Here is a 19,530-nt window from a genome sequence, read left to right as displayed (position 1 = left end):
TGCTAAGATATCTCCGCCATTTCCTCATTATCTGTTTTGGTCTTTTCCTTAAGACGCTTGATCAGATATACTATGATTAAAGCGCTTATTATTCCTCCCAAATGCGCGGAGTAACCAACTGTCTCGTAACCGGTTGCCAGCTTACTTCCTACAAAAATAATTTGCATTATTATATACCAGCCGATATATAAGAATGCGGGTGCCCTAATGATTTTGGTAAAAAAGAGGATGTTTACATGCGCGTGAGGATAAATGAGAAAATACGCCGCCACAATACCGGATATGGCTCCGCTTGCGCCTACGCAAGATACTGCAGCTAATGGAGTATTTAAGCTTGTAAGGGTAAAAAGCAGGCCGCCGCATATTCCGAAAACTAAATATAGGAATAGATATCTTATATGCCCAAGATAATCTTCTACATTATCTCCAAAAATCCAGAAGAAAAACATATTAAAAAACAAATGCAAAAAACCCGCATGCATAAACATAGCCGTAATAAGCGAATAGAGATTCCTGCCTTGCGCTATTGCGGACGGGACGACGGTTAGGGGCGTGAGATCCACGCCTCTGCCAATCGCGGTAATCTCTCCTATAAATGCTACAATATTCAGCAATATTATAGACAAAGTTACTACCGGAAATCGCTGCCGCGGCGTATCATCGCTTAGGGGCAGTATAATCTTGGGCATAAGTATAGCAAGAGTTCCAGAGGAGCTTAGATCATCGGCCAGTTGGCTTAGTTCTTTTAAAGTCTCGTCATTTTTTGCGGATTTTATCATTTCATTGCCGATGGCTTCCAGCTTGGGATAACCTTTATTATGCCTTGCCGCTTTCAGTATCTCGCCCTTATCGGTCCATATGCCTCCGCATGATGCGCATTTATCCAGAAATATATTGGAATCATATGCGTAATTAAACTGCTCCATGGCCTTTCTGCATCGCGGGCAGTTTCTGCGAACGTAAAGTTTAGGATCGATAACACAGATTTTTTTAGTAAAGGGATTGTATGTATCATGGAGGACCGTAGGGTCTTCTTCAAGAAATTTTAATACAGCATGAAAGGAGTCTTTATCAAACCATATCCCGTGGCATTTCTCGCATAGATGCACGTCGACATGTTCTAGGCTGAAGAGTTTCATTTCAATGTTACAAACAGGGCACTTCATCTATTTTCTTTCTTAAACTGTTCTTTTATTTCTACAACGTCTCTTTAAACCACTCTTGTATAAGAGGTATGGTCTCACCCGTGTTTTTCCGCAAAAGATACTCTGCGTGAGGACCGTCTTTAATTATTGCGATTTTCTTCTTTGACTTGGTCTTTTCGTATAGCTTTTGGGAATGCGCATGCCTGATAACCCAATCATTGTCACCGTGAATATACAGTATGGGGCACATAATTTTATCTACTAAATCGATCGGCTTTTTCTTCGCATGCCAAAAGGGTCCCGGCCGGACGCCTTTACCTATTCTGCCTTCACGGAGGTTATAAATAATATCGTTTTCGATATCGAGGTCCAGGAAATGGTAGTCTACCTTGGCGGGATCTTGGGGGGCGCTTATTGAGATAAAACTCGCTATGCTCTTATCTTTTGCTACTACCTGGATACTTATTGCCGCGCCAAAGGAAAAACCTATAAGCCCGATTTTACTGTATCGAGTCTTGGCGTAATCTATTACCCGCTCTAAATCCAAACTCTCCTTTGCGGTCCATGTAAAAAGCCCTGAACTCTCGCCATGGCCCCGAAAATCAAACATCACTACATCATAAGTATCGATCAGATGATCTTTGAGCTTCTTGAGAAGAATCGCGTCTTTGCTATTAAAGAAGCCTGGGGCAATGATAACAGCTTTCTTATGCCCTTCATCATAATGAGCATATGCAATTTTATGATTATCCTGAGTTTTTAGGAATTTTCCATGTTTTATCATGTCTATGATACCAAATTAGCTATATATTTTCTCTTTTCATCATATTGTACATTTGTTGCAGTTGCTGCCGCATAATATCTTTTTCATCCGCAGTCTTATTTTTAGAGGTCTTTTCGACAATCTGCTCTATTCCTGGCTCGCCCTTTAAATCGATAAGAAACATCATGCTCTGCATGCTAAGTTGTGCATCATTTAAGGCATTCCATAAATAAGACTCGTATTCCATCTTTCCGCTTTTGCAAAGGGCATATGCAGCGTTTAATCCCAACATTTTATTATCTTCCTTCAAATAACCTTCTAGAAGAGGCGCAATATCTTCGTCTTTTATCTTCCCCAGTGTTTGAATAGCCGCGCATCTAAATTCGAAATCTAGGTTTTGATCTTGTGCTGCCTCGATAAGGATGGGCTTAATTCTCGTATCGGCTAAATTACTAAAAGCAATCAATAGCTCCTTACGAAGATTTACTTTTTTATTATTATAAAGCTCGATCAACTTGGGTAATGCATCTTTATCGCCTAATCGCCCGAGTGCTAGCACAACATCACCTGTAACTTTAGGGTTATTTTCATCGATCATTTTCAGTAAATGTACCGTAGCAGATTTATCACCTATGGCTCCTAAAGCTAAAATTGCCATTTCTTTAATTTTTGGATTGTCGTTTTTTAATAATTTTATTAATTCGGGCACGGCAGGCTTGCCTATGCCAATGAAAGCCGTTTGTAATTCGTACCAGTATATGCCACGAAGTTCACCTTTAAGTTCCTCCATTAATAATGGGAGAACTGTTGCATCTCCGAGTTTCGCAAGGGCTACAATTGCTTCTTTTCGTGTTTCTTTATTATCTAAAAACGGGCGTATCGCAGAAATAACTTCCGGGTTATTCATACTTCCTAAAGCCTGTATAATAATGGGAGAAAAAGAGGATTCTTTCTTGAGAAATCTAGTTACAACATTAGCCGCTTCATGCACCTTCATAATCCCCAGTACGCTTATAGCCGATCCTACCATATCAAAATCGTCGCCTATTTCTTCGATATCTGCGCTATTATATTCTCTCGAAGGACCGGTCATAATTTTTTCATATGAAAAATAATTGTTTATTACCTTTTCATCCTTTAACATTTCAAGCAAAATGGGAATAGCGGTTTTGTTTCTTAACGCCGCTGCTACTGCTGCTCGTCTCCGTATTCTTATATCAGGATCCCTTAAGTATCCTTCAAGCAATCGAGATGCTTCTAAGTTCCCATCGCTAAGTTGCGTAAGTTCTTGCACGGCATCTCTTCGCACATTAACATCATTACTCTTTAAATCCACTTTAATTTTCTCTAGATTGGAATCTTTCGGAGGAATAGCGCTCAAATTTTCTTCTGGCTTAGCCGCCTTTGTTACTTTACTTTTTTCTTCATCACTGATTTTAGCTATAATTCGTTCGGCATTTTGTTTGAGCATCTGTTTGTTGCTATTTAGACATTCCGGCAAAATTGATCTATAGTTTTTTCTATTCTCTTCGCCTAATTTCCAGAGGCAATTAGCGGCTATTTCATCATCCTTCCCCTCTAATATCATCTTCCGTAAAAACTCTATGTCGTTATGGGTGTCTGCTATTAGACACAACGCCTCTGCTGCATCTTCTCTAACAAACTTTTCGTCGTCTGTCTGAAAAGTCTCTTGTAATGGAGCAATTGCTTCTTTCTGGCCTAATTTACCCAAAGCGGTCGCCACTGTACCTCGAACATTGTCGCTTGTTGAATCCTTAAGAGCTACCATTAAATAAGGAAGCGCCTTAGCTTCTCTTAAGTCACCCAATTTTTTTGCTGCATCTGCTCTTAACCATTCTTCTTTGCTGTTTTTTAACTGATTTATTAGTGAGTCAGAATAAGCCGGTTTAAAGCTTTCAAGTTTAGCCTGCGCATTTTTCATCATTTCATCATACTGCTCTCTGGTAAAGTTTTCGGAATTTGGCTCGGTTTTGGCTGCTTTAATTTTCAATATGGCTTTTTTAATAATTACACTTATTTCATTTGAGTAATCAGGATCGTTCAAAATGCTATCTTCCGAAGAATACTTGAATAGGGCCGGGCTATTAGAAACATGGCTTGTTATGGGATAACCTTTTTCCAAAGGTGGTATACCATAACCAGGACTACCGCTATCGCTGCCGCCGCTTCCGGAAGAGGAAAAGAACCGTGCATTATCAGATGTTACATCTTTAAAGAGCTTCTCTAGCTTTTCCATGGCCCTCTCATCACCGATCTCTCCCAGAGCTTTTACTGCATCAGCTCTAGGAGGCATCTTAGATAGATTGTCAGGCACGGGTTCTTCAAGAATAGCCAATAGAACAGGAACGGCTTCCTTGCTTTTTATTCTGCCCAATGCAACTACAGCATATGCCCTAAAATAACTATCTTTAGGCAATTTTAAAGCATCGATAAGACCAAATGAAGCTCTGGGGTCGACAAGACGATAAAGACTATAAAATGCTGCCTGTTGCACGCGCCAATTATCGTCTTTCAGGGCTAAGACTATATAGGGCGTTGCCTCGTTATTCCCCAGGAAGCCTAAAGCCAAAATTGCCATTTCGCGAACCTCTGCGGAAGAATCTATTAGAAGTGGCAATAGGGCGTCAAATGCTTTGGTCTCGTGAGTATACGCCAATGCGTAAGCCGCGCACTTCTTTATCCATTCATTTTCATTTTGTAGATCTTTTATCAAAATATCCGAAGCAACCTTACTGCGATAATCATATTTTACCATTGCTTTTACAAATGTTTCTGTCAAGGTCCTATCTTGTTCTTGGAGGCATTCTATCCAAAAAGGCATCAGCGATTCGTCGTCTAATTGATAAAGCGCCTCTACCAAGTAGCCCCTTAAATCATCTTTTGAATCCTTTGTTTTTATAATAACTTCTTTAAGGACTGGCACTGCCCTTTTATCGCCAAATTTTGCCAACGACTCAGCCGCTCTCCATCGGACATAGGCGTCATTATCCTGGACCAATTCAAGCAATCTTTTAAATGCTCTTTCATCTTTATAGTTTCCCAGTGTTTCGGCATAACCAGCCCTTACTTGGCGGTTTTCGCTTTTAGAATCTTCTATATAATTGTCTATTTCATCGGCAAAGGATGAAGTGTTGCAAAAAATAGCTACAGCGATTATCAAAATTTTTAATCTTAGCATATTATGACTCCTTTAGTTAGTATTTTTTATATCCTCTTTTCAATACCTTAGTTTCAAAGGTTTTAAAATCTGTTAACAGTAGGTTGCCGTCAAGATTTGATCCCACAGTAAATTCGTTATCCGGAGACCAGGATGATATCGCTATATACCGCGCTATGATCGTATAGCAATTCCATTTCTTGTTTATCCCATTCAATCTTTCGTTGGAATTTAAATATGGCAGATTCTGAACCGTTTTTAACAATGGCCGAGTGGCATCTTTTTTCACGAATAACTTATTATCATCCAGAATAATAGCGCTTCCATCCGAACTTACAAGTATTGATCCTTTATAATACTCGCTCACAATCGAATCGAGTATTCCCTTGGTTTGTGTATCTACAAACTTAACGTAGGGGCCTTCTTTTGAATCGCAATACACTGCTATTGTTTCCTCATTAATCCAGCAGAAAGATAAAATAGAATCCTGAGTTTCATATACTGCCTCCCTACTTGTCCCTCGGATATCGGTCAAATATAATGTCTTTTTATCGGAATAATTATTTGAGGAATTCCCCACGTCCCCATAAATCATAAATTTTCCATTTGGCGAGATACGATAATTTGTGCCTCTACGCGTAATGGTAGATGTCTCTTTAGAAGTTAAATTAATAATTGTAATTTTCATCGCCTCCGGATTACTAAAATCTAAGGCTGGTTCTAAAATACAAATCTGCCCTTTTGGATTAATATCAAATCGAGGGAAGTCATCAAATTCCCAGCGATCAGTGCCGGCTTTGGGGGCTATCTGAAATAATATTTTTTCTTGTGGATCTTTTAAATTTATTTCTACTATTTTAATTTCTTTTAGCGAGGCCTTTTTGCCCCATATATTCCAACAGTTAATAGTTTTCAAACACGCAATGCGATTGTTTTCTAAAAATTTTGGTACTGAAAATTTAATAGTCACATTGTCGTATTCCTTTAAATATTTTTGTACTGTTAAAGTATCACTATCAAGTTTCCCGGAGTCAGAAAGAGATATCTTACTATCTTTAAAACAACGAACTCCTTGCAACTCTTTATCCTGGGCTAGGATACAATTTTTGAGCTTGCCGGATTCATAAAACTCTACCTCGCCCTTCGCGCAAGGAATGTCTTGAATGTCCTGATTTTGGGCTAACGTCGCTTGTTTTAGTTTGCCGGATTCATAAAGAAACAACTTATTATTTTTAGCACATAGAATACCATCGATTTTTGCATCCTGAGACAGCAGTGCATACGTAAGTTTGCCTGCTTCAGTAAGCGTTATCGCGCCCTTTGCGCACGGAATATTTTGCACTATCTGGTCGCCAGACAGAACTCCACTTGAAATCTTGCCGCTTTTATAAAAAGAAAGGGAATTTCCTCTGGCAAATTTTATACCATCTTTTTCATAATCTTGGCCTAACCATACACTCATCAGCTCTCCTGATTCAAGGAGATGAATACCGGTACCACGAGGAAATTGCACACCTTGAACATTTTGGTCGCGAAGTAATCGCCCCGATTTAAGCTTGCCTGATTCATAAAGTTCTATTGAGCCTTTTTCGCATATAATACCTTGGATGTCGGGGCTTCGCTCTAGATTTGAGAGTAAAATTTTTCCCGAGTCATCAAAGTTAATGCGACTTCCTTTGATAAATTTTATGCCCTGAATTTCTTGCGCTTGAACTAATTTAGCATTTTCGAGCGCGCCGGATTCGGTAAATGACATATCACTACCCGCGATAAATCTTATACCCTGGATTTCCTGATCCTGGGCTAGCCTTGCCTTTTTAAGCTTACCGGATTCATACAGTTCTATAGGGGCTTTTGCGCAAAGGATGCCTTGTATGACTTGTTCTTTGGCTAAAACAGCACCCTCAAGTTTACCGGTACCAGAAAGATGTATTTGGCTACCTTTAGCACAAGGAATCTGTTGAATTTCTTGTTCTTGAGCAAGAACCACAACTAAAAGCCTGCCCTCTTCGGAAAGACATACTTCAGTTCCGTCATTAAATAATATGCCTTGTATTTTTTGATCACCAGCCAATATTGCTTGTGTAAGTTTCCCGGATTCATGAAAAAGTGCTTGGCGATTTTTAGCACAAACGATACCTTGAATCTTTTCGTTTTGGGCTAGTGTAGCATTTTTAAGCTTGCCGGATTCATATAGCCATATGGTGCCTTTAGCGCAAGGAATGCCCTGTATTACTTGGTCATATGGAATAATTGCGCTACGAGGCTTGCCGGATTTATAAAAATATATATCGGTTCCTTTTGGAAAAGTTATTCCTTGAACAGTCGTGTTGGCATTTAATATCTCAGCTTTAATTTCGGAAGGAGAAAATAATGTACATATCGCAATTATAATTATTATTACAAATTTTTGGGTCATTTTAACTCTCCTTTACTTTACCAGTACATAGTCAATTTTTAATTCGCCAGAATAAGGTTTTCCGGTGCGGCATTTCTTTTCTTTGTAGTTTTTCTGACCGATGTAATATTTTCTTTTACTATCGACTAATCCGTTATCGGCAATATATCTGGTAAGGTACTCTATCCTGGATTGAACCGGCGGATGAGTATCGAAATACCTTCCCAATAATCCTACAGTTGCGCTTATCGTATCCCCTATGGGCGTCATTGCTCCGTAATCATAGCCCGACTCGTGTTTTTTCAGGCATTCAAGGGCAGCGATGGCGCCTAAAGGATGGTAACCAGCCATATAGGAAAGATATACGCCCCCTTTATCCGCCTCCTGCTCCTGAAACTCCGAATACCCAGGCCTCAGGAAAATCTGATATCCGATATCGACAAAAGTATCCATATTTGCGCCGGTTATTTTTTCAGCGGCAATCTTATACTGTATCGCCTCTATACAATGCTTGGCATCTACGTGTGTTATCTCGTGGCCCAGAATAGACGCCAATTCAGCTTCAGATTTCAATTCCTTCAATAAGCCTGTGGTAATATAAATGTGCCCGCCGGGAAGGGCGAACGCATTTGGGTAGTCTTGTTCCACAATGTGAAACGTATATTTTATGCCCTTTCTATTTACATCCCTCGCGACTCTTTTGCCGACATCACTTACATATTTCTCCAACTGTGCGTTCTTGGATTGCCTAAAAGAATAATTTCTTGCGATATCCTTGGCTATCCCATCCCCTATTTGCATCTCTTCCTGATCGGTAACTGAGGTCAGTATATGGCCCGTCTTATCGATATGATGCAAGGCGCTCTCAAAAACCTGCGCAACGGAATCAAAGCTTACCTTGTCAGTAGGGTGCCCTTTAAACATGATAAGAGCTATTGCAAAAACAGTTACCAAAATGCTGAATATTAAGAATATGTGTCGTGGTTTCATTTTTTGGATCCTATATCAGCTTTTTGATCTTATCTTTATATTTAGTATATATAAAAGATACGAATAGTAAGGCCAGCCCAAGCGCGATAAGTGACAATATATAGTACAGAGTGCTAAGTTGCCTCAGATCTACCAGGAATGCCTTTAAAAGCGTGAGAAGAAGCACTATTAATCCGTATATTCTCCAATTTTTATCTTTTAGTCCAAATCCGGCCAAAAATAGCATCAGGCCTTCCAAGCCCAGACCTATCGTAAGGCTTACATCCTTTAATTTCACCGCTAAGAGTGTAGTTAAAAGAATCGTAGCCGCCAGGCCAAATATGAGTCTTGGCGAGCGCAAGTGCTTCTTTGGGCCTTCTCCGACAGCCTCTATGCCGATCAATTTTTCTTTTCCGGTGAGATAAATGATATTACCTATATATAATGCGCCGATAGTGAAAATGGGGTACATTATATTGACGGTCGAAACACCCACGAGATATCGCCCCGCAAACAGGTTTATAAAAATAGCTCTTACGGCAGCCGAAATGGCGGCAAGAGAACTTATTGAAAGATAATGCGCTTGTTTAGACTTAACCCCAACAAACGAATATATCAAGGCTATAATGCCCCATGTGGGCGCTACCATGCCCTCAGGCGCTTCATATCGCGTTAAGAACATAAGAGCGACAAATACCATATAAGGATAAAGTACGCCCATCTTCCTTTCCGCGTCTTTTAAGATTGCCTTTGTCTTTTCATCATTTAAAATCATAAGACAATAGTAGAAGAGCATCAGAACCGGTATTGTACTTAAGAGCCTGTAGCTTATGGATCCCATGCCGCCTTCTATAGTCATATTGGACATAAGCAGTCTCACAAAGCTTCCTATGCCGAGTATATAACCTTGCAATCTTTGATGATTATTATTCGTCGAAATGCCTATTTGCAAAAGTACTACACCAAGGCCGGCCCATGCCGGAGCCGTTAGAACTTTCGGCAAATCAAGCCATGTCCCTACCATATAAATAAGGACATAGGCATATGATAATATAGCCGGGTGGTCTTTTTCTGTGGTGGTGAGAAGGTTTTTTTTCTGAAGGATTGTATATACGATGTGATCTATTAAATAAACGGCGAAGGCAAATGTAAGCAACAGTGTCCTTTTGCTTATGTTATTAAGCAATATCGCATTCTTCGCGACATAGAAATCAATAAAGAATATTTTTCCTATAATCAATAGCAAAAACCCAAAAGAGAAGATTCTCCAGTAGGATTCCTTGAACATTATTCCTGCCAGTAATATGACCTGGGCGAGTATTATGTAAGACGCTGTGAGGGGATAGCCCGTATATTTCATTGATAGGAAAATTAAAGTAAATAAGATTGAGAATGTTGAACTGATGATATATAGTGACCTCCTTTTAATAAGATAAGAAATCGCGGTAAGGCCCAGATATAGCCCTGCCAGTATTAATAAGGAAGGTTGCGCGTAGCGCATAAAGCCGTTTTCCAATACAAGAAACATCAAAAATGACGCGGCTAACGTATTAAGAAGATGGATCTTTTCTCTTATTCCGAAAAATTCATCCCCGTTATCTTCGTCCCTTATAAGGAAGGTCGCTATGATAAATATTGTCCAGTAAAGCCCTAAAAACCCCGATGCGACAAGAAACTCTCTCATGCCGGTAGTGGTATTCTGAACAGAAAAAAGCCAGCCGGCATAGGTAATATAGGTCATCGCCATGCCATAGAAACCAAACTTCGCCCACCTCTCCTTATACATAAAGAAAATAAGCGATATTGCCACTAAGGCCGCCGTTAGCATGGTATACAAAGTGACCGGTGATATCATCAGGGTGATAAAAATTAATAGGTATGAGAATGCTGTCGCTAGTTCGGATTTATACCTATAGATGTGTAGGACCGTAGCGATTGAAACGCCCATTAATAACAATATACCTAAAATCGGGCTTTGTATTAACTGCACTACAGGAATGTGGTGCATGGCATATGTAGTAAAATACGTTATTGCCCAGCCACCTCCGATTAGAGTCTTGCCATAAATAGAGAAATTCTCCCTCTTTTCGATATGATTTCCGAAAATAAGGATCCCGAGGCCGAATGCGTATCCTATGGCGATTTTTCCGATAGGGCCCAGGTATTTAAAGGAATACCCTATTAAAAGCGCTACGCCGATCACAACGGCAAGAATGCCTAATTTATTAAATAACTTGCCTCCAAGCATTTGCTCGAAGCTTTCGGACCATTTCTTTTTGGGGATTACCGGTTCTCTTTTTACTTCTTTTGCTTCTTCTATCACTTCTTCTACTATTTCTTCTTTAAATGTAGGCTTCTCCTTGATGCGAAGTTCCCTTCTCGCTGCCTCGATTTCAGGCGTTACTTCTGGTACAGCTTTAGGCGCCGGTACGGATTCAGCTTTCCTCGCCTTTAGACTATATTCGAGGAGATTTATTCTTTCGCTTAATTTTGTTAGAGCTGTCTTTATAGAAATTATTTCGTTCTTTGCCTCCGGTGTCATATTATCGTCAATAAGCGAAACGTTACATTTTATGCACACCTTCCAGCTAGCGTCGTATTCCTTTTTACATTTTGGGCACGTTATCATCTTATGCCTCCTTTATAATATTTTTTATTTTACACAAGGAATCATTCAGTATTTTTTTCTCGCTGCCAGAAAAACTATTACCTATTAATTTATCTATCTTCTCTTTATAATGAGGCCAAACTTTATCCAGCAAATCAGAGCCTTTCTTTGTAATCTTTATAAGATTTACCCGCCTATCACCTTTCTGCGATATGCGCTCAACATATTTATCTTTTTCAAGTTTATCTATCATGCGCGTAATATTAGAGGTAGTCACGAGAAGGAGCTTCGATATTTCGTTCTGGGATATGCCCTTATCTTTACCGACATGCTTGACCATTAGGAGGATATTGAATTTTGCGGGGCTTAAATCGTATTTGGAAAGAAAGCCTGAAATAACACCATCAATAACCGTGTAGGCCTTCGCTATATTATAAATAACCTCTTCATTTACTCTGTCTTTACCTTCACGTACACCAAGTTCACGAAAAATGCTCATGATAAAACTACCTCTCTTTTGCCAGATAGTTTACCACTCAACTATTGACTTGTCAACTAAATTCTCATAAAAAATGCAAATTTACTCTAGCGCCTTTATGGCCTTTTCTTCCGACGGGTACCCCTTAAAGAATCCTTTGGCCTTTGAGATCAAAAACAGGTTTTTTATCTTCTTAGGGACGTTAATAAGGCCTATCTTGTCCCCCATTTGGCGGGTCTTCATCACTCGGAATAGATCAATCAAAACAGCTATGCCTGATGTATCAGTCTCTGTCACTTCTTTTAAATCAAATAGGATATTTTTAATCTTTTTGTTTTTCGTTTTCGCGGAAAACTCGCTTCTTGCATTATGGATGGTTTGTGAGGTGATGCTGCCCATGAGGCGTATAATAGTAACACTTTTATAAGAGCCTATACTTTTGATATGGGTTTCTGCGGGTGGGTTTGGAGCAAGTCGCTTTTTAACTATGCTTTTTATCTTACGTAGGATTTTTGGTCGTCTCATATATTAACAACATTATACCTCTATCAATGGCAAATCTAAAGTAAAATATATCTACCTTTGCCTCTGTTTTTGGACAGATTTTGGATATATCATATCTCTAGAATGTACATTTGGAAGGGCAAAATTATGAGGCAGCTAATTTAGAAAGGTAATTTACGTCTACTTTCTGTATATTTAGTTCTATTTCTTTCTGTTTAGGGAGGGCTCGATTTGCCGCAACTGTTCTAAACATATCAGCAACATTATCGCTGGTATTAATAAAATTAATTGCTTTTTTCCAAAAAAGTCTCTTATTAAACTTTTCTTTTAACACTAAAAGCTCGTGCGCAGCAGAGCGAGAAACAAATTCCACATCCTGAAAGTCTAAATCGATGGCCCGGGCATGGATTTTCTCTATGAGATTCTTAAGGCTATACGCCACATCACGAGATCCCACAATCGGAGCTAACTTTTTGGAAACGGCTATCTTAACTGTTTTCATATTTTTAACCTCGCAAGATTATACCATACTCAGCCGCATTATTCAATATAGGGCATAATACTGACAGGATACATCGGTCTTGGTATTCTGTAGGCAATAATTACGCCTTGCCAGTAAAAATTCGGCAGGCTGACTATGGTCTTTTTATTTTCAATCGATAAAAATGCAGCGCTACCGGAAAGTAACACAAAGCCGCCTTTTAAGGCCTCACAAACAACTCTTATTGAAGTGCGTATTCCATAACCGCGCTCTTTGTCGGGCTTCGTTGAATATCCTTCTAACGCTTTTTTAATGGCCTCTTCGTCTGATAATACTATTTTATTCTCCTCTTTGTAAGCCGTTGATAGGCCTCTCCCAGTATCAACTATACACATATCCAAAAAATTCTTAGACTGATACAGTTGGCCAAAAACAAATCCTTCGTCTTTTTTACTATGATCGAATATATTCGATACAAATTCTGCTACAGGATAATAAATTGCGTTTTCTGTTCCCTTTGTGTTGCCAAGGATTTTATAAATCATTTCCAAGAAGATTGTTTCTAGCCGTTCTCTTTGCTCCCTGGCTTGCTTTTTTAAGATGCTAATAGGAACAAAATTCTTACCTTTTTGGAGCTGCTGCTCAAATAGCGAAACCGTATCTACCCCTTCAGGGAAACCCATAGTATCTAAATACGACTTTACCGGTCACTTTTTCGCAGGGTGGCGCTTTTCTACCCCAAATTATACCCCCAAAAACACCAAATCCCAAGCAGAATTTGCTTGGGATTTGCGCGCCAAACGATTATGGTTTACTTTATTTTTAGTCCAAACGCCTTGCTTTTGAAGCAATGCTAAATCTGCTTCTATGCATTAAGCGTCCTATATTTGTATAAGATAGATATTGTTGCAATAATTTTCTTAATTTAATTTCTTCTTTTTCTGTCCAACGTGGTTTAGGATTAGCTATGTCAATACGAATGGTTGTCATTTTTATGGACCGAACTGATCTGTGTAAAACTCTTGCAATATTCCTATAGGTCATCCGGCCTTTTTTCTTTGTAAGATAATCCAGTTCTTGTTTAGACCATTTTCGTCCCATAATGTAATTATGCCATACTTCCTATTGATCGTAAATGACTATTAGTGATTATATATTGCTCCTCTACTATTGACAACCTCTTTTATATGGAGTATTCTATAAACTGATGAAAAGGCTAGATAATATGGGTGACTTGAAAAAAGCAAAACAAGTTCTGAAGACCTGTCATAAGCCACTTAAAGATCATCTTCAAAAGACTCTCCAAACTAGAGATTTCAATTACGTAAGTTTTGGTACAGAAATCCAACCTTATATTTCAGCATTTTTAGCTGATCATTTCAAAAAGCAGGGGCTTATAAATTATGCCATTGCAAAAGATAAAAACCAATTTCCAGATTTTACATTAAAAACTTCCCCGGAGCTAGCCATTGAATATAAATGTGGTAATGTCGTTGAACTAAAAGATAAGAAATGGATAAAATGTAAAAATAGTGAAAATGATATGGGTACGTTAAATATGTGGGAGAAAAAATTAAAACAGTTTGGTGGCGATAATATATACTATCTCTTCGTTATATATCACTTTGATGATACCATAAAAAAGATTGTGGAAGTGCAAATTGATTTATTTTATAAATTCTTAGCCTTGAATAAAGATGGGGCGTTACGTTATAGAGAGAAGGATGGAAACTTGAGGCCAAAAGATTTTTATGCTGATTCGCCTATTACAACATTGGAACAATTTGAGGATTTACGCAGTGGAACAGATGTTTATAGATCAAGAAGAATTATAAAGAAACATATAAAACATATTCCTAAAAAAGATAGAAAAAAATTCTTAAAAGAACTTTCCTGACCTTTCCAAATCTGCTATCGTACTGAGCTCCCTCCTATAGTTATTATAATCTTCTACCTTATCACTGATAATTTTTTCATACTTATTGTCTATTTCGCAACCTATAAAATTTCTATTTAATAACTTTGCAACTACAGCGGTTGTTCCCACTCCCATAAACGGATCGAATACTATACCGCCCATATTCGTTGATGCCAAAATAATCCTCTCTAATAATTTCAATGGTAGTTGGCAGGGGTGTTTATCGCGTTTTCTACTATGTCTTATCCTATGAAGGTCGAACCAAATATCAGATACCGGGCGGCCCTCTATATCTTTTCTCATTCTGACACATTTTTCTCTATAGCATGAATCATAATCATTGACCGTGGTTTGAGGATTAAAAACGTAATCTTTTCTTTGTTTTGTATAAAAGAGTAAGGCATAGTGTGCGGGCATTAGTTTTCCAAGAGGGGTTGACAGAGCATCCCAAACTATCCAGTTCTGTCTACAGAGAAGCCTATCAAGAAAGACAGCATGATAGACAGCCCATTTTGGTAGATTTAAAACATATAACGATCCTGTTTTTTTAAGTATTCTTGCCATCTGTTCAAGCCAAAGATTACACCAAGCAATATACTCATGACTAGTTTTATCATCTTTATAGCGTGAATAACTTTTTTGCAGATTATAGGGAGGATCTGCAAATGTTAAGTCTACCGATTCTGCGGGCATTTTCTTCATAAACTCTATGCAGTCTTCTATATATACTCTATTTAATTCCACATTTTTCATGGTCTGAATTCTCAATCTAATTTCAGCATCAGTAAACGGTTTTTATCTGTACAAGTTAAGTTAATGAGTCTCCTGAGTACGGGGCGTGGTATTTCATTTAACTGGCTAATATTGTGATGGTCGGTTTTCATAAATTTCCAAACGTCCGAAAGCGCTGCACCTTTTTGATGCATCAGGTGTTTTTTCCCTCCATAATCTTTCAGAATTTCTTTGCAATACTTACAATATTTATGAGGCTCTCTTACAGTATTAATAACAAAACGTTCGTTCTTCTTTACCATAAATAAAACTCCTAATGATACAGGGTCAAACATTTTCTTCTCATAAATATCAAATGTACGAATGGCAATCCAATATTTGAATACTAATTTCTCGGCTAAATGAACGGCATAATAAGGCAACCATCTAGGAATGTCATATATTAAAAGTGAACCGTTATCTGTAAGTAAGCCACTCGCTCTTTCTATAATCCTAAAAGTCTCCTTAAGATTGTTGTTGATGCTTTGATTGTTCTCATACTTAAAAGGAACTAGAAGCTCGCTAGTTGCAATCTTGGCTGTCATTATACAAACATCAAATCGATTGGTTCTGACATTCTCTATTTTCTTATAAACGTTCGGAGGAAAAATTCTAACTACTTCTTTTGGATGAACGTCTTTATCTTCATAATGAGTATTGTTATTATAATGAGGAATTGCCAATCGTTTTAAATCAGGTTCTATATGAAATACATATTTTATATCACAGAGCTTGAAATATCCTTTGTATTTAACCGGATCTTCTAGAGGTTTACCCCATTTGTCATATTTTTTTAGTTCATCTTTCGCTATTTTTGATTTAATAAAGCCTTCGGATTTATCAGTCAAAATAGCAACGTCTTTTAGAGTTAGCATTTTCTCACTGGTATTAGTAAGTAGTTCCATATTTGTCCTCATCATATAGTATTATAGCATATATTTTCTACATATAAATATACGAATATGTTACAAGGCTAAAATTCTTATTGGCTTTCTATCTCTCACCTATATATACGTATGGGGTAGCTATTTTCTTTCAAACTTTTTTAAAATATTTTCATTTTTGGCGTACTGCCACCAATAGCTATTTCTCTCCGACGATAAAAAGTAGTAACAAAATCACTGCTAACACAAGGTGTAAAAACTCTGTACCCAGTATTTCATGCCAGATTACAATATTCAGGCTTATCAAAGTAGAGAATATGATCACTTTTCTCAAATCCATTATCTCACCTGCTATAGCATATGCTATATTTTAGGTTAAAAAAATATGTCTTAGCCAATTGCTCTTTTTACTGCTTCGATTATTGCTTTAGATTTCGGTTTCGTTTTCTTATTAAGCCACCTGTTTAGCGTTGAAAACGAAACGCCGATCTTATGAGCAAAATCTTCCTGGCTAATCTTCTCGCGCTGTAAATAGTACTTGATGTCCCCTATTAGCTTATCGCTCATTTCTAAAAAGGAGTATAGCACATGCTATAGCATTTGTCAAGTAAAATTTTGTTTGAGCAATAGGATTCAGCGGCTTATTAGGGCGAGCTTGGAGGGGCGGGAGTTGATTAATCGCGGGATTTGCTAAGTTCGATAAGTTGGGATTTGTCGTGGGTTACTAAGGCGAGTTTTTTCTTCTTGGTCCAGCGCTTAATCTGGGCCTCACGAATGAGCGCTTTTGATTTTGTCCTATAAACTTCTTTATAAGCCAAGGCTACAGGCGTGCGAACCCTTGTATATTTTGAGGCTTTTTTGGCATTATGGCGAGCTATGCGATGAGGAATGTCGATTGTGACACCGGTGTATAAGTTGCCGTCTTTGCATCTGAGGATATATAGGTACCACATAAGTCCTCGCGTCGAATTATGGCCCTTCGACGCGGCCGCCGAAGGCGGCCTTGCTCAGGGTCATTTTTTTTCTTCGAAAAAAAATGGTGAGCCGCGAAGGACTTGAACCTTCCACGCCCGCCTTAAAAGAGCGGTGCTCTACCAGATGAGCTAGCGGCCCACACAAAATACCATATTAAAAAAACTTACAATGCCATACCAGATGAGTCCCGCCATACTTCGTGTGGCGGGATTAATTCGCACTTATAACTTACGTCGCAAACACGGGTTTGATAGCTCCGTAAGTTATGTGCTCATTAGCTAGCGGCCCACACAAAATATCATATCAAAAATTTATATGTCTTAAATAATCTTTTTTAGCAAACCGTTGAAACGACTGAGGAGCTTCGTTGAATTTGCCTTGTCTATCTTTACAAGCCAAGACCTTATATATCGTAAGTCCAGCCGGCCTTTTTGTCTGATAAGGATGCCTCTTATATCTTCTTTGTCCCGCGGCCTTTGGCTCGTTATCTTATGCAGGATCAGATCTTCCGGAGTCACCAGTTTTACTTTAACTGCACTTACTTTCCTAGTCTCTGCTCTATTGATCCCCGAATATTCGAGCGGATTTTCCGCTAAAATAATATCGATTCTTCCTATTAGTCCGCTCTTTTTAAAAAATAGAGGAATAACGCCGTCTTTTTGGGCTATCCTTCTAACTCTCGGCGAGCGCGGTAAAAATCCGTATTTCTTGGCCTGCTTAAGAAAATCTTCTATTTTTCGGCTTTCGAGGATTATGTTAACGTCTATATCGGCCGTGAAACGAGGCTCGCCGTAAACAAACACCGCTATTCCGCCGATAACCGCATATTTTATCTTTTGCGCCGATAGGCACTGCGCCAGGGATTTCAACTGCAAATCCAGCGAAATCATTTCTTTATCTTTCCGAACATGCGGTGCACTCTTATAAGACTTTTTATTTTATCTTCGTCCGATTGGGTGAAATATGGTTCTCTTTTCATACCGTCGGCAAATTTATAAAGCTGGCGCAAAATATTTGTAGAGTCTTTCTCCGACATCTTTCTTAAAAGAGATGCCTTTTCTTTCTCTTCAAAATTGTGGTAGGCCTGCCAGTTGCGCATATGGGATATTAACCTGTAATTTCTTTTTCTTTTGCTTTGAAAAGCGTATCTATTTCTTTGCCGTACTTGTCGGTAAGATTCTGGATGTCTTTGTGGCCTTTGAACTTTTCGTCTTCGGGGATCTTCTTATCTTTTTCCAGCTTATCCACGACCTCGATGCCGGAGTGGCGCGCCGAGCGGATGGAAACCTTGCCGTCCTCTTCCATCTTCTTCACTATCTTTATGAGCTCCTCGCGCCTTTCTATGGTGAGCGGCGGAACGCTCAGGCGTATGACCTTGCCGTCGTTTGTAGGCGTTATGCCGACATCAGACTTCAGAATCGCTCTTTCTATTTCGCCCAAAGACTTCGGGTCCCATGGCTGTATAAGTATCAGTTTTGCGTCGGGCGTCGATATGCCGGCCAGCTGTCTTAGCGGCACGTCCGTGCCGTAATAGTCCACCCTTATGCCCTCCACAATGGCGGTGGAGGCGTGGCCCGTCCTTATGGTTGAGAATTCGCGCCTTGTCGCCTCAACGGTCTTCTTCATCTTTGATTCTACGTCGTGCAAAACATCTCTAACATTATTCATAACGATATTCACCCCGCCACACCTCCTTTAAACCCGCCATACCTATTCTTAGGTGTAGCGGGGTTCATATATCACCTCTTTACTACTGTGCCTATATTTTCCCCCATTATTGCCCTTTTGATATTGCCCTCTTTGAAAAGGTCAAATACTATTATGGGGAGGTTATTGTCCATGCAAAGGCTTACTGCCGTAGCGTCCATCACCTTAAGGCCTTTATTGAGGACGTCGATGTATTTCAATTCTTTGAAGCGTTTGGCGTCTTTGAATTTCTTGGGGTCTTTTGAATATACGCCGTCCACTTTTGTCGCTTTTAATATGACTTCAGCGCCTATCTCTATGGCTCTCAGCGCCGCGGTGGTATCGGTGGTAAAATATGGATTGCCCGTGCCCGCCACAAAGACCACGATCCTTCGCTTTTCAAGATGCCTCATCGCCCTGCGCCTTATATAGGGCTCGGCCACTTCCCGCATCTCTACTGCCGACATCACGCGCGTAAAAACGCCTTGTTTTTCCAGCTCGTCCTGAAGCGCCATGCCGTTTATCACAGTGGCTAGCATGCCCATATAATCGGCTGTGGAGCGGTCCACGCCTTTTCCTGCGACTGACGCGCCTCTTATGATATTGCCGCCGCCTATTACAATGGCTATTTGAACGCCGAGGGAGTGGACCTCTTTTATCCGCTTCGCGATGGCAGCGGTGACATCAAAATCTATGCCGTAACCGGATTTCCCCTGCAGGGCTTCTCCGCTTAGTTTGAGGACTACGCGCTTGAAGGCGGGTTTTTTCATTG

The 19,530-nt window shown here is 39.3% G+C and carries 20 protein-coding genes and 1 tRNA gene; 1 reads left to right on the top strand and 20 read right to left on the bottom strand.

Annotated features, from left to right (window positions below; translation table 11 throughout):
• Positions 1-2 precede the first annotated feature (2 nt).
• The 10 genes from KKI13_04305 to KKI13_04260 all read right to left on the bottom strand — a co-directional run bounded on the left by KKI13_04305 (position 3) and on the right by KKI13_04260 (position 13,207).
• Positions 3-1,139: a rhomboid family intramembrane serine protease gene (locus tag KKI13_04305; GenBank protein MBU4488270.1), complete on the bottom strand. Its 1,137-nt coding sequence runs from the start codon at positions 1,137-1,139 to the stop codon at positions 3-5.
• Positions 1,140-1,197: 58 nt separating this feature from the next.
• Positions 1,198-1,929: an alpha/beta fold hydrolase gene (locus KKI13_04300; GenBank protein MBU4488269.1), complete on the bottom strand. Its 732-nt coding sequence runs from the start codon at positions 1,927-1,929 to the stop codon at positions 1,198-1,200.
• 19 nt (positions 1,930-1,948) lie between these two features.
• Complete coding sequence (locus KKI13_04295) at positions 1,949-5,107, bottom strand: HEAT repeat domain-containing protein (protein MBU4488268.1); 3,159 nt, start codon at positions 5,105-5,107, stop codon at positions 1,949-1,951.
• 16 nt (positions 5,108-5,123) lie between these two features.
• Entirely contained in the window at positions 5,124-7,505 is a 2,382-nt protein-coding gene (locus tag KKI13_04290; GenBank protein MBU4488267.1) for a hypothetical protein, read from the bottom strand.
• A 12-nt stretch (positions 7,506-7,517) separates the two neighbouring features.
• Positions 7,518-8,474: a M48 family metalloprotease gene (locus tag KKI13_04285; protein MBU4488266.1), complete on the bottom strand. Its 957-nt coding sequence runs from the start codon at positions 8,472-8,474 to the stop codon at positions 7,518-7,520.
• Between the two features lie 10 nt (positions 8,475-8,484).
• A complete protein-coding gene (locus KKI13_04280; GenBank protein MBU4488265.1) occupies positions 8,485-11,082 on the bottom strand; it encodes a DUF2339 domain-containing protein in 2,598 nt (865 codons plus the stop codon).
• A gap of 1 nt (position 11,083) precedes the next feature.
• Complete coding sequence (locus KKI13_04275; GenBank protein MBU4488264.1) at positions 11,084-11,560, bottom strand: MarR family transcriptional regulator; 477 nt, start codon at positions 11,558-11,560, stop codon at positions 11,084-11,086.
• Positions 11,561-11,641: 81 nt separating this feature from the next.
• Positions 11,642-12,064: an STAS domain-containing protein gene (locus KKI13_04270; protein ID MBU4488263.1), complete on the bottom strand. Its 423-nt coding sequence runs from the start codon at positions 12,062-12,064 to the stop codon at positions 11,642-11,644.
• A gap of 124 nt (positions 12,065-12,188) precedes the next feature.
• Complete coding sequence (locus KKI13_04265; protein ID MBU4488262.1) at positions 12,189-12,545, bottom strand: hypothetical protein; 357 nt, start codon at positions 12,543-12,545, stop codon at positions 12,189-12,191.
• A gap of 38 nt (positions 12,546-12,583) precedes the next feature.
• Positions 12,584-13,207 (bottom strand): hypothetical protein, encoded by a 624-nt coding sequence (locus tag KKI13_04260; GenBank protein ID MBU4488261.1) that lies wholly within the window; start codon positions 13,205-13,207, stop codon positions 12,584-12,586.
• A gap of 524 nt (positions 13,208-13,731) precedes the next feature.
• On the opposite strand from KKI13_04260, the gene KKI13_04255 reads away from it, so the two are divergent.
• Positions 13,732-14,421, top strand: coding sequence for a hypothetical protein (locus KKI13_04255; GenBank protein MBU4488260.1), 690 nt, complete (start codon positions 13,732-13,734; stop codon positions 14,419-14,421).
• On the opposite strand, the gene KKI13_04250 is transcribed toward KKI13_04255, so the two are convergent.
• From KKI13_04250 to pyrH, 10 genes are all read right to left on the bottom strand, one after another.
• On the bottom strand, positions 14,404-15,195 hold the full coding sequence (locus KKI13_04250) for a site-specific DNA-methyltransferase (protein ID MBU4488259.1): 792 nt from the start codon (positions 15,193-15,195) through the stop codon (positions 14,404-14,406). The genes KKI13_04255 and KKI13_04250 overlap by 18 nt on opposite strands.
• An 11-nt stretch (positions 15,196-15,206) precedes the next feature.
• On the bottom strand, positions 15,207-16,118 hold the full coding sequence (locus KKI13_04245; GenBank protein ID MBU4488258.1) for a hypothetical protein: 912 nt from the start codon (positions 16,116-16,118) through the stop codon (positions 15,207-15,209).
• A 178-nt stretch (positions 16,119-16,296) separates the two neighbouring features.
• Positions 16,297-16,437 carry a hypothetical protein gene (locus tag KKI13_04240; GenBank protein MBU4488257.1) on the bottom strand — a complete coding sequence of 47 codons (141 nt, stop codon included), beginning with the start codon at positions 16,435-16,437 and terminating at the stop codon, positions 16,297-16,299.
• A gap of 50 nt (positions 16,438-16,487) precedes the next feature.
• A complete protein-coding gene (locus tag KKI13_04235; GenBank protein MBU4488256.1) occupies positions 16,488-16,664 on the bottom strand; it encodes a helix-turn-helix transcriptional regulator in 177 nt (58 codons plus the stop codon).
• Positions 16,665-16,771: 107 nt separating this feature from the next.
• The gene (locus tag KKI13_04230) at positions 16,772-17,050 is read right to left on the bottom strand and encodes a GIY-YIG nuclease family protein (protein ID MBU4488255.1); all 279 of its coding nucleotides are present in this window, start codon (positions 17,048-17,050) and stop codon (positions 16,772-16,774) included.
• An 84-nt stretch (positions 17,051-17,134) separates the two neighbouring features.
• Positions 17,135-17,210 (bottom strand) — tRNA-Lys (locus tag KKI13_04225).
• A 182-nt stretch (positions 17,211-17,392) separates the two neighbouring features.
• Positions 17,393-17,962: a nucleotidyltransferase gene (locus tag KKI13_04220; GenBank protein MBU4488254.1), complete on the bottom strand. Its 570-nt coding sequence runs from the start codon at positions 17,960-17,962 to the stop codon at positions 17,393-17,395.
• Positions 17,959-18,171 (bottom strand): hypothetical protein, encoded by a 213-nt coding sequence (locus tag KKI13_04215; GenBank protein ID MBU4488253.1) that lies wholly within the window; start codon positions 18,169-18,171, stop codon positions 17,959-17,961. Before KKI13_04215 ends, KKI13_04220 begins: the two co-directional genes overlap by 4 nt.
• An 8-nt stretch (positions 18,172-18,179) precedes the next feature.
• Entirely contained in the window at positions 18,180-18,740 is a 561-nt protein-coding gene (gene frr, locus KKI13_04210; protein ID MBU4488252.1) for a ribosome recycling factor, read from the bottom strand.
• A gap of 71 nt (positions 18,741-18,811) precedes the next feature.
• Complete coding sequence (gene pyrH, locus KKI13_04205) at positions 18,812-19,528, bottom strand: UMP kinase (GenBank protein ID MBU4488251.1); 717 nt, start codon at positions 19,526-19,528, stop codon at positions 18,812-18,814.
• Between the last annotated feature and the right edge of the window lie 2 nt (positions 19,529-19,530).

This window comes from Candidatus Omnitrophota bacterium (assembly GCA_018894435.1).
Taxonomy (GTDB): domain Bacteria; phylum Omnitrophota; class Gorgyraeia; order JAHIPI01; family JAHIPI01; genus JAHIPI01.
This window is presented reverse-complemented; position numbering and strand designations above follow the sequence as displayed.